9 protein-coding genes and 1 pseudogene are annotated in these 12,335 nt (G+C 46.6%); all 10 read right to left on the bottom strand.

Annotated features, from left to right (window positions below):
• Nucleotides 1-219: 219 nt before the first annotated feature.
• Nucleotides 220-810, bottom strand: a complete 591-nt coding sequence (gene loaP, locus ACFVRY_RS20900) for an antiterminator LoaP (protein ID WP_387502232.1) — start codon at nt 808-810, stop codon at nt 220-222.
• Between the two features lie 1,118 nt (nt 811-1,928).
• A complete protein-coding gene (locus ACFVRY_RS20895; RefSeq protein ID WP_387502231.1) occupies nt 1,929-3,629 on the bottom strand; it encodes a proline--tRNA ligase in 1,701 nt (566 codons plus the stop codon).
• A gap of 538 nt (nt 3,630-4,167) precedes the next feature.
• On the bottom strand, nt 4,168-5,655 hold the full coding sequence (locus tag ACFVRY_RS20890) for a glutamate synthase subunit beta (RefSeq protein WP_387502230.1): 1,488 nt from the start codon (nt 5,653-5,655) through the stop codon (nt 4,168-4,170).
• A 223-nt stretch (nt 5,656-5,878) separates the two neighbouring features.
• Nucleotides 5,879-6,376: a dihydrofolate reductase gene (locus tag ACFVRY_RS20885; protein WP_387502229.1), complete on the bottom strand. Its 498-nt coding sequence runs from the start codon at nt 6,374-6,376 to the stop codon at nt 5,879-5,881.
• A gap of 26 nt (nt 6,377-6,402) precedes the next feature.
• Nucleotides 6,403-7,197, bottom strand: a complete 795-nt coding sequence (thyA, locus tag ACFVRY_RS20880; RefSeq protein ID WP_387502228.1) for a thymidylate synthase — start codon at nt 7,195-7,197, stop codon at nt 6,403-6,405.
• 515 nt (nt 7,198-7,712) lie between these two features.
• Nucleotides 7,713-7,920 (bottom strand): annotated as a pseudogene (locus ACFVRY_RS20875) (LD-carboxypeptidase); the annotation flags it as partial.
• A 68-nt stretch (nt 7,921-7,988) separates the two neighbouring features.
• Nucleotides 7,989-8,447, bottom strand: coding sequence for a class I SAM-dependent methyltransferase (locus ACFVRY_RS20870; RefSeq protein WP_387502227.1), 459 nt, complete (start codon nt 8,445-8,447; stop codon nt 7,989-7,991).
• A 116-nt stretch (nt 8,448-8,563) separates the two neighbouring features.
• Nucleotides 8,564-9,976, bottom strand: a complete 1,413-nt coding sequence (lpdA, locus tag ACFVRY_RS20865) for a dihydrolipoyl dehydrogenase (RefSeq protein ID WP_387502226.1) — start codon at nt 9,974-9,976, stop codon at nt 8,564-8,566.
• 4 nt (nt 9,977-9,980) lie between these two features.
• Nucleotides 9,981-11,309 (bottom strand): dihydrolipoamide acetyltransferase family protein, encoded by a 1,329-nt coding sequence (locus ACFVRY_RS20860; RefSeq protein WP_387502225.1) that lies wholly within the window; start codon nt 11,307-11,309, stop codon nt 9,981-9,983.
• A 46-nt stretch (nt 11,310-11,355) separates the two neighbouring features.
• Nucleotides 11,356-12,333: an alpha-ketoacid dehydrogenase subunit beta gene (locus ACFVRY_RS20855; RefSeq protein WP_066361643.1), complete on the bottom strand. Its 978-nt coding sequence runs from the start codon at nt 12,331-12,333 to the stop codon at nt 11,356-11,358.
• Nucleotides 12,334-12,335 lie beyond the last annotated feature (2 nt).

The raw sequence follows: 12,335 nt of genomic DNA, 5'->3' as shown, positions 1-12,335 counted from the left end.
AAATAAAAGAATTAAATTAAAAAAACCTTCCTGGAGCGTCATAGGAAAAACGTCATGAAAAGAAGATATCTTTTTGGATAAACCAAGATTAGTAAAAACATTATCACCTACAGTAGCGATCGTAAAGATTACAATACCTTTTACAAGTTTATTTCTCATTTATAGTCCCATCCTTTATCCATAGTTAATTATTCACAAGATTAATTATTCACCAAGACATTATTGGAAGAATCTTATTCCCACGTCAAAAAGAACGTCTATTCCAAGTAAATGCAAACACACTTTGGCCCGTTTCTTATGTAAATCAATTTTCTTAACAAGGTTCTCCAGACCCTTAAGGGGTCCTTTTTCAAACACAATCTTTTTATCGTTCACAGAAATATGTGAAAAATTAATCTCCTGATTTTCATTCAGTAATTTAAATAATTGGATCATTTCTTCATTGGGGATCTTTTGAAAAAAGCTGTCTTGAAACTCCGTGTCATTTATCTTGCTAACAAAACACGAATTTTCCAATACATAAAGATTATTGATCTTCTGAACCAAGCCGCGTCCATTATAACCGAGCATTTTAATAATATGCTTTTCTTGACAAATCTGATGATATTTCGAGAAATTCATAGTTGTTTTAATAAAAATGTATCCGGGAAAGATCAATTTGGTTACTTGAATATGTTCTCCGCCCTTTTTCTCAGGCACAATTCGTTTGGGTACAATACAAGATATGTCATTCAAAGTCTTATTATTTGCGATGGACTCCCTTACATTATCCTCTTTGCCGATTTCAACAGAACAAATATACCAATCCATTTCTCATATCACCATCCAAAATTATGAATTATTTCATATCAATATACTTATCCATAAGTCATTTAAAGCTTAAGCAAGCGTCATAATGAATAGGTCAAATATGTAAAAACATCTTCAACGTTAATCGCCATATTTAAAAATACGGCTGATTCCCTAGAAGATGTTTATATTGAATAATTCATAGATTTTAAATAACTATACGGGCATAGCTTCGCCCCTTCATGCTTCAAGTGATGAGCACTACAATATGTTAAATTATCTCCAACCGCTTGAGTATAACGTGCCTAAACATCGATTAAACAAACGGTTATTCTATTATAATATCTATTAAATCCCATCTTTAGACATAATAACATATACCACAAATTCTTTCAATTCATTTTCTATTTCCCTAGTTCTTCATACTAGAGTTAGTATATGATTTTCAATCCGATCTAACGACCCTTATATACCCATTTTTTTATATTATATTACATAATTCTAATCCATAAGGTGTTGTATAAGATTTCGTATCTATGTATCCGTTAATCTCGACGTTAATTCTATAGCCCTCCTCTTTAGATAGATTAATCCCATCATATATTAATTGAAAGGATTCCTGTTATTACCTTTAAAGTATTTTAGATTAGGAGGAAAGTACAGTATAACCCCTCACCTTCCATATACTTGATTCATTTTCAAAAGACTAAAAGCAACTCATCCGCGGACAAGTCGCCTTCTGATCAATCAATGGTTAACAGATGCTTTATAATTTTGTACTCTCCGAACGTAACTCCGCGAGATCCCCAAGTCCTTCGCAATCTCCCACTACGTTCGTTCCTCCCCGCCGGTGTCCAGACCTAAGCGGCCGACGACGACTTCCTTCTCCTAATGCTTAGTGAGCTCTCGTATCTCGTTAGTTCAATCATTTAACTTCAATAACAAAAAACTGCTGATGTATCATCTTTCGAAAACATAAGTAGTGTTAAGGCTACCCTCTGCGGGTGGCCCTTCTTTATAAATCAGGTTAAGTGTTTCCAAATCTGCTTACGATACCCATACTGATGCTCATGTACAAGCAAACCGCTCACATCGGATTGTCTTATCCACACTATCTTCATAGTACATCTAACGCAAAATCAGCCCTGTCTAATCCGGAGTATAGCTTCCTCAAGACTCATGCTTTCCTTCGTCAGTACTTTGCGCTCAATAAGCTCTACCTGACCTTCAGCAGCTCCCTTGCCGATCACAATGGTGAGTGGGAGACCGATCAGCTCGGCATCCTTGAATTTCACGCCTGGACGCTCATCCCGGTCATCGAGCAGCACTTCTATTCCTTGCTCACTCAGCACCGTGTAGAGATTCTCCGCAGCTGTGCGCTGAACTTCATCCTTCACCGACATTAGCAAAATGTGAACCTGGAATGGAGCCAACGCCGCTGGCCAGATTATCCCATGGTCATCATGATTCTGCTCCACTACGGCGGCGAGCAGCCGGGAAATGCCGATGCCATAACAGCCCATGATCATGTCCGTGTTCTTACCGGAAGGGTCAAGATAGCGTGCACCCAGCTTTTCGCTGTATTTGGTCCCCAGCTTGAAGACATGCCCTATTTCAATCCCCAGATGGAATTTTAGCTGTCCTGTGCCGCAACGCGGGCAGCAGTCTCCTTCCTCCACATTTCGGAAATCACCTACCTGGCCCAGACTAAAATCCCGCCCAGGTACTACATAGCGAAGGTGGTAATCCACTTCGCCAGCGCCGACTACCCCATGTGCCATAGCTGCTACCTCTGCATCGACAAGCAACGGGATCAGCAGACTGATAGGACCAATAAAGCCACTCTCCGTCCCCGCAGCCGATTGAACAGCTTCATAATCCACGAGCGTGATCTCCTCGGCACCTACCGCTTTTTTCACCTTGATTTCATTGACTTCATGATCACCCCTGACCAGAACCGCAAATACTTTGCCTCCGCCGGAATAGATCAGGGTCTTGATAATCTCCTGAGGCTGTAGCCCCACAGCTGCAAGCTGTTCAATGGTGCGAAGGCCTGGCGTGTGGAATTTCTCCATGGCTGACAGGTCTGCCTCTACTTTCACTACTTGCTCATTTGTCTTAGCAGATTCGGCCTGCTCTAGATTGGCAGCATAATTGCATGCCGTACAGGCAGCAATGGTATCTTCGCCGATATCTGCAAGTGCCATGAACTCATGACTACCGCCTTCGCCGCCAATCGCCCCTGAGTCCGCCTCCACCGCCCGGAAGATCAGTCCACAGCGTTCAAAAATCCGATGATACGCATTAAACATGTTCTGATAAGATTGGTCCAGACTCTCCCACCCGTTGTCGAAGGAGTACGCATCCTTCATCAGGAACTCTCTGCCCCGCAGAAGTCCCGAGCGGGGACGTCGTTCATCACGGAACTTAGTCTGGATCTGATACAGTGTAACCGGCAGCTTCCGGTAAGAGCTGATCTCGTTCCGTACCAATGTAGTGATAACTTCCTCATGCGTTGGACCAAGCACAAATTCCCGTTCATGACGATCCTGCAGAGTGATCAATTCCTTGCCATATACGCCTAACCGGCCCGATTCCTGCCACAGTTCGGCAGGCTGCAACGCAGGCAGCAGCACTTCCTGGGCTCCCGCCTTGTCCATTTCTTCTCTCACAATGTTCTCCAACTTGTGCAGGACACGCCGTCCAAGCGGCAAATAACTGTAAATCCCGGCGGCCAGCTGCCGGATATACCCGGCCCGCAGCAGCAGGCCATGGCTTGCTGTTTCCGCTTCCGCCGGAGCCTCTCGCAGAGTCGTAAGTAACAGATTGCTTTGGCGCATTTTCATCGTCCTCCCGGATTCCTTTTTAAAAAAGATGTGCACTGTCTGACGGCTGTCAGAACCGTCGCCAGAAAAAACAAAAACAAAAAGACGCATTCGTCAGGGACGAATGCGTCGTGATACCACCCTGTTTCGACTGCCGCAGACAATCGTGGCAGTCCTCCATCGGATAACGGCCGAGTCCGGCAGCGTTTGTACTTTCTCACGCGCTGCTGCTTCCAAGGCAGGATGCACTCCGCTCGTTATGAGGAACCTTTCACCCGGTGGGTTCCCTCTCTGTTCCAACGATAATGAGACTGCAGATCCTTGGTCCATGCATTTTTCCATATGGTTACAAACTAAACGAAGTTCAACTTACATAGATTGTAATTAATTTATACGATCATGTGGAATTCGTCAAGGAGAGGATTTAAATTCTAACACTATGATAACGGATATCCCGGCTGCTGTGCAATCAACAAGAGACCGTTCCCCAGTTCTGACAACTGAGAAAACGGTCTCTTCGTATAAGAAAAATTATGCTTTTATAATAATATTCTTAGACAAGTACAGTGGAGCCCATCAGGAATTTGTCAACTTCACGGGCAGCTGCGCGACCTTCGTTAATTGCCCATACCACCAAGCTTTGTCCACGGCGCATATCACCTGCAGCAAATACTTTCTCCACGTTGGTGTTGAACTTGCCATAACGCGCCTTCACATTCGTGCGACGGTCCGTTTCCAGGTTCAACGCCTGAACCAGATCTTGTTCCGGTCCGTCAAAACCAATCGCAATCAGCGCCAGCTGAGCAGGATAAACCGCTTCTGTGCCAGGCACTGGCTGGTAGATTTTGCGTCCGGTCTCATCAACGATCCGGCGGATTTGCACAGTGTGCAACTCCTGCAAATTCCCCTCTTCATCTCCGACAAACTTGGTCGTCATGATCGAGAACTCACGCGGATCATCGCCGAATACTGCTTTGGCTTCCTGTTGTGCATAATCAAGGGTATACACATTCGGGAACTGTGGCCAAGGGTTAGCTATCGGGTCCCGCTCCAGTGGAGCCTTGTCATGCGTACCAAACTGAGTGATGCTGTTACAACCATGACGAAGCGATGTAGCAACACAGTCAGAACCAGTATCCCCGCCGCCCAGAACAACGACGTCCTTGCCAGCTGCTGATACGAAATTCCCATCCTCCAGATTGGAACTCAGATAGCTCTTGATCGTTCCGTTCAGGTAATCCATCGCATACATAACGCCTTTCAGATCACTGCCTTCGACGTTGAACTGACGCGCCTTAGTCGCTCCTCCGCAAAGTACAACTGCGTCGAACTCGTCCACCAGCTGTTGTGCCGGGATATCCTTGCCAATCTCAGTGTTTACTACAAAGTTCACACCTTCTGCAGCAAGCAGATCCACACGGCGCTGTACTACACGTTTATCCAGCTTCATAGTTGGAATACCGTAGGTCAGAAGTCCGCCGACACGATCGCTGCGCTCGTATACCGTAACGGTATGTCCCGCTTTGTTCAACTGTGCAGCTGCTGCCAGACCTGCCGGACCAGAACCAACAATGGCAACCGTCTTGCCAGTACGTTTCTCTGGAGGTGTAGGTACCACCCAGCCCTCTTCAAAGCCCTTGTCGATAATCGCCAGTTCGATAGTCTTGATGGTAACCGGCTGGCCGATCAGGCCGACCGTACATGAGCCTTCACACGGTGCTGGACAGATGCTGCCGGTGAATTCAGGAAAATTATTTGTCTTGTGCAGGCGCTCCAGCGCTTCCCGCCACAACCCGCGATACACCAGATTATTCCATTCCGGAATCAGGTTGTGTACAGGACAACCTGAGGTTCCGCCAGCCATATCAATACCGGTATGACAATAAGGGGTTCCGCAATCCATGCAGCGTGCACCCTGTGTCCGAAGCTCGTCCTCGGATAAATGGTGGTGGAACTCTTCCCAATCTTTTACCCGCTGCTCAGGATCACGATCACCTGGGAGCTGGCGTTTATACTCCATAAAACCTGTAGGTGTAGACATGTTTACGTTTCCCCCATCCGTTCTCTTCGTGTTGATATCTATAGTTTATTGTAGCATACCTGTGGCTTAATGATGTCGTGAACAGTGCAACTTTAGTCCTGTGCATTCTATCGTTTAGCAATTTCTAATTTTAATAATATTAGCATTCCAGACTTTTGCACTGTAATGGATTAATCTGCTGATTATTTGTACTATTTCACATGTTGTGTTAGAGAAAACGCTTTTACGCCAGCTCCGAACGTTCATATACTATAAAACGGTAATCATACGGATTCTTCTCATCCCTGATTCCAGGTGTATTGGAAACTTCAGCCCATTTTTCCCAATTCACCTCTGGAAAGAGTGTTTCTCCTTCAAAATCATACTGGATCCGCGTCACGATCAGCTTATCTGCATAGGGCAGCATCATTCGGTAAATCTCAGCTCCGCCCATGACCACCAGCTCATCCGTACGCTTCGCAGCTTCCAGCGCCTCCTCAAGCGTATACACCACTTCGGCCCCTTCAGCAGTGAAGCTCCGATCTCTGGTCAGGACAATATTCGTTCTGCCTTTCAAGGGTTTACCGCCCAGTGAATCCCACGTTTTGCGACCCATCAGCATCGTTTTACCCAGAGTCTCACTCTTGAAAAAAGCAAAATCCCGCGGCAGATGCCAAGGCATCTTATTATCCTTGCCGATAACACCATTAACCCCCATAGCCCAAATCATACTGATACTCATACTATCTTCTCCTTTGCTACCTAATCCTAGATGGCTACTGGTGCCTTGATTCCCGGATGATGTTGATAGCCTTCAAACTCAAAGTCCTCAAATACATAATCGAAAATACTGTCCGGGTTTCTGAGAATATTCAGCTTCGGCAGTGGATACGGTTCTCTCTGCAACTGAGTCGCTACTTGCTCTAAATGATTTGTATAAATATGCACATCCGCACCCGACCAAATGAACTCACCGACTTCCAGGCCGGTCTGCTGGGCGACCATGTGGGTCAGCAGTGCGTAGCTGGCAATATTGAATGGAAGACCAAGGAACGTATCCACCGAACGCATGGTGAGCATGCAGGACAGTTTGCCGCCCGCTACATAGAATTGAAATACAAAGTGGCACGGCGGCAGCTTCATATTCTCGATCTCGCCAACGTTCCAGGCACTAACAATGTGTCTGCGTGAGTCAGGATTGTTTTTAATTGCCTCGATGACATTCGTAATCTGGTCGATAAGCCGTCCATCTGCAGTCTCCCATGCTCGCCACTGTGAACCATAGACCGGCCCCAAATTGCCGTTTTCATCCGCCCACTCGTCCCATATTCTAACTCCATTCTCTTTGAGATAGGAGATATTAGTCTCGCCCTTCAAAAACCAAAGTAGCTCATGCACTACCGATTTTAAATGGATACGCTTGGTCGTTACAAGCGGAAAGCCTTTACTAAGGTCAAACCGCAGCTGCCGTCCAAAAACAGACCGGGTACCTGTCCCCGTCCGGTCACTTTTTTCCACTCCGTTGTCCAAAACATCCTGAAGTAATTCCAAATAATTGCGCAAAACTTAACGCCCCTCTTCTTTGATGACATTACATATAAGGTTCTCTCATTTGCTTTTCTTTAACCTTGAATATGCCTTTCGAGAAACGTAAAGCCGCTCCCAAAGGAGCAGCTCTTCATTTCGTCCGTTCTATTAGTTTACCACGACCTGATCCTGCTTGTAACTTGCCAAACTGTAGAAACCGAGAAAAACAGTACTGTTTCTCTACCTTTGCTGCAGTATTTTGAGAAAAGCGCTGACGATAAAAGAACGATTCGCCAATCCTTATAACAACAAGTGCAGATCGCCCTTGCAACTTCCTATACTTTTCATAAGAGGCCCTTACATATCGGTCATGTTGATTACTGACCCATTCAGGAGTGCCTGTGAGCTTCTTTTTGCCAACATGCGTTAGGGGTGCCCTGTCACTTAAATGTCCTTGAGGAGGGTGCTGACGAGGCTTCAGAGGTAATCCGCGAGTGATTGATTTGATCCTAAGTGCATGAACACCAATCCCCTTATTCAGTAATACACAGTTAATTCTTCTGTACACTAGCACGCAAATTTGCCTGGCCAGCTATCGGAAAAGTAATCATGGGAGAAGTATGTCCGAAGTCTACATCCGCTATAACGGGGAGGTATCTAAGCTTCCTGTTTGCTCTTGATTATTTTGGTCAGTAGCTCGCTTGTCATACCTGAACCCTTTTGAAATCTGCCTATAGCGATGCCTTTTACCTGCTCAAAGCCCAATAATACGTATTTCATCGCCTGCTTGTAGCTTGTCTGCTCTCATGAGGATCACTTCCCAGTCCTTATTCAGGTTTTTTAGCCTTCCAAATATACCTGTACTCCCTGATGCCCAATCGACCATAGATGACATGTGCTTTAAACTTGTTCTCCAGTTCCTTGCCATTCTTGAGGTCCGTATAATCCGGGTTGCCGGGAATACCAGAAATAAACTTCGCAAATTCTTTTTCATCTGGAAAATAGGAGACCGCATCATGGAACTCTTCGATCTCTATATGTATAAATCCATTAGCCTCTAGCCGCTCTCTGACCTTGTCTAGTGCGCCCGAATGAATTCCGAATACCGTGGCCCCTCCTGGACGTAAAATCCGGCTGTGGTTCAGGATAGAGGTTGGCCCTCTTCGGTCGTAGATGAGATCAAACTGGTGATTAGCAAAGGGCAGCAGTTCTTTGGTTGAAGACCAGACAAACTGGAGATTGGGTGTCTGCTCCTGGATGAGAAGTCTTTGGGCGATATTAATCATTTCGATGGAGTTATCTTGTATCACCTCATCTAAATTTTGGAAAACAAAAAGAGAGCAAAGACGCAAAATGCGTCCTCGCTCTCTTCAGCAGCCTGACATGCAGGCCGATTGTAATACTATTTCAAGATGTGGATCGGGTGACCTTCTACCAGTTCAGCTGCTTCCATGACGATTTCGCCAAGGGTTGGGTGAGCGTGGATCGTCAGAGCGATATCTTCGAGCGTAGCGCCCATTTCAATGGCCAGACCCAGCTCAGCAATCAGGTTAGAAGCTTCGATACCGACGATTTGCGCGCCGAGTACAAGGTTGTTCTCGCTGTTAGCCACAATTTTGATGAAGCCTTCCGCACCGTTCAGGGAGACTGCACGTCCATTGCCCGCGAACGGGAACTTGCCGCTCTTCACTTTGTAGCCTTTATCCTTAGCTTCTTTCTCAGTCAAGCCAACGCTGGAGCACTCAGGATCTGTGAAGACAACAGCCGGAATGACTTTGTAGTCAACCACGGATGTGTGTCCTGAGATCGCTTCTGCTGCAACTTTACCTTCGTAAGAAGCTTTGTGAGCCAGAGCCAGACCAGGAACAATGTCCCCGATAGCGAAGATGTGTGGAATGTTAGTACGTCCTTGGTGGTCAACTTTGATCAGACCGCGCTCGTCCAGCTCAACGCCGATAAGGTCCAGACCAAGCTCACCATCCGTGTTTGGACGACGGCCAACGGTAACAAGCAAGTAATCTGCAGTAACTTCTTTGGACTCGCCGCCCACAGAGTACTTCACGGTAACTTCCTTGTCGTTTTGTACAGCACTCTCAGCTTTAGCATTGGTAACGATCTCGATGCCAGTCTTCGCCATGTTCTTGGCTACCAGACGAGTCATATCCTTGTCGAAGCCAGGAAGAACAGTATCCAGACCTTCGATGATGGTTACTTTAGTGCCGAATTTAGAGTACATTTGACCCAGCTCAGCGCCGATGTAGCCGCCGCCGATAACGATCAGGCTCTTCGGAATTTCCGGAAGCTCAAGCGCTTCAGTGGAAGACAGAATGCGACCGCCGAACGGGAATGGTTTCAGTTCGATTGGACGGGAACCTGTAGCAATGATGCAGTTCTTGAAACGGTAACGCGGAGATTCGTGATCGTTGAATACCCGTGCTTCGGTTTCGCTGATGAACATGCACTCACCGTTGAATACTTCGATCTTGTTGCCTTTCAGAAGGCCAGATACGCCAGTAGTCATTTGCTTAACAACTTTGTTCTTGAACTCTTGTGTTTTAGCAAAATCCACTTTAACGTTCTCAGCTGTTACACCGTAAACGTCAGCGTGTTGTGCAGATTCATAAGAGTGAGCTGCTGCGATCAGTGCTTTGGACGGAATACAACCACGGTTCAAACATACGCCGCCGAGTTCCGATTTGTCTACGATAAGCACTTTTTGACCAAGCTGAGCTGCACGAATGGCTGCTACATATCCGCCGGGACCTGCACCAATGACTAATGTATCAATATCGAGTGAAGCGTCTCCCACTACCATATTATTACACCTCCATAACTAGCATATCAGGATTAGCAAGCAATGTTTTAATGTAGTTCATGAAATTCTGTGCTGTTGCGCCATCGATAATACGGTGGTCAAAGCTCAGGGACAATGCCATTACAGGAGCAGCTACGATTTCACCGTTCTTAACAACTGGTTTCTCAGTGATACGGCCAGTACCCAGGATCGCAACTTCAGGGAAGTTAATGATTGGAGTAAAGAACATACCGCCTGCGGAACCAATGTTGGAGATCGAGATGGTGCTGCCTTTCATTTCGTTCGGAGTCAGCTTGCCTTCACGACCACGCAGAGCAAGGTCACTAATGGCGCTAGCAATCATCCAGATGCTCTTACGGTCAGCATCTTTGATAACTGGAACGATCAGACCGTTATCCGTATCTGTTGCGATACCAACATTGTAGTATTTCTTGTAGACAATTTCGTTATTCTCTTCGTCAATGGAAGCGTTAAGCGCAGGGAATTGACGGGAAGCTGCAACGAGTGCCTTCACGATGAACGGAAGGTAAGTTACCTTCACGCCTTTTTTCTCAGCTACAGGTTTCATGCGGGCACGGAATGCTACCAGTTCAGTTACGTCAACTTCGTCCATGATCGTAACGTGTGGTGCGGTGTAAGCCGATTTAACCATAGCGTTAGAGATTGCTTTACGGATACCTTTGAATGGTACGCGCTCTTCTTCCAGGCTCACGTTGCCTGCAGAAGTTGCTGCTGCCGGAGCAGCTTTCTCTTCAGTCTTAGGCGCTTCAGCAGAAACTGCTGCCGGTGCTGCTGCAGAACCACCGTTTTGGAAGGCTTCAACATCCTCACGAGTGATTTTGCCACTTTTACCAGTGCCATTAACTTTGGAGATGTCTACACCCTGTTCACGAGCGAATTTGCGCACGCTTGGTGTAGCCAATACGTCACGGTCAGGAGCTGGTACAGAACCAGCAGCTGCTCCGCCTTCTTTAGCGTCAGCAGGGCTGCTTGCCGCTGGAGAAGAAGTTGTATCTGCGCTACCTTTTGCCGCGTCAGCTTCTTGGGAACCCTGCTCTTCCGCGTGGCCGCCTTCATGCACAGGAACGTCACCTTCTGCATCAATTACCGCAACAGTCTGGCCTACGCGGAACACGTCGCCATCCTTTGCCAGTACTTCAAGCACGGTACCGTTAACTGGACAAGGAACTTCTACTACAGCCTTGTCGTTTTGTACTTCCAAAATGATATCTTCATCGGTTACTTTATCGCCGACTTTGATATGCACTTTAATAATTTCACCTTCATGCAGGCCTTCGCCTAGCTCAGGGAACGGGTAGTTGTATTTAGCCACGTTCAAGTACCTCCTTAATGGTAATAGACTATGGGATGTGATTTATTTAGAATTCCAGAACTTTCTTCACGCCTGCAATAACGCGGGCAGGGTTAGGCAACCAAGTGTCTTCGATTTGCGCGAACGGATAGATTGTATCCGGTCCAGCTATACGAAGCACTGGAGCTTCCAAGTGCAGGATACCTTTTTCGTTGATTTGTGCAATAACTTCTGCAGCTACGCCGGAGCTCTTTTGAGCTTCTTGTACCACGATTGCACGGTTTGTTTTCTTCACGGATTCCATGATGGTGTCAATGTCGATCGGGCTAACGGTACGCAGGTCGATAATTTCAGCCTGAATGCCTTCCTTCTCGAGTTGCTCAGCTGCTTTGGTAGCTGTGTGAACCATCAGGCCATAAGCGATGATGGTAACATCAGAACCTTCGCGAACTACATTGGCTTTACCAAGTTCAACGGTGTACTCACCTTCAGGTACTTCAGCACGGAATGCATGGTACAAGTTAAGGTGCTCCATGAAGAATACTGGGTCGTTGTCGCGAATCGAAGCGATCATCAGACCTTTTGCATCGTAAGGGTTGGAAGGAACTACTACTTTAATACCCGGGCTTTGGGCAATCAAACCTTCCAGGGAGTCCGTGTGCAGCTCAGCCGCTTTAACACCGCCGCCAAATGGCGTACGGAATACGATTGGCGAGTTGTATTTGCCGCCGGAACGGTAGCGCATACGTGCTGCTTGGATAACGATTTGATCCAGAGCTTCATAAATAAAGCCGATAAATTGAATTTCTGCGATTGGACGGAAGCCTTGAATACCAAGACCTACAGCCAGACCACCGATAGCGGACTCGGCCAGCGGCGTATCGAATACGCGATCTTCGCCAAACTCTTTTTGCAGACCTTCAGTTGTGCGGAATACACCGCCTACGTTACCAACATCTTCCCCAAAAACAAGGACGTTAGGGTCACGATTCAGTTCAACGCGGATAGCGTCGCGAATCGCTTCTTTCAAGTTCATTTGTGCCATGC

The organism is Paenibacillus sp. NPDC057934 (genome assembly GCF_042887565.1).
Classification (GTDB): Bacteria; Bacillota; Bacilli; order Paenibacillales; family Paenibacillaceae; genus Paenibacillus_AQ.
Note: the sequence above shows the minus strand (reverse complement) of the source record. Positions and strands in the feature narration are given on the sequence as shown.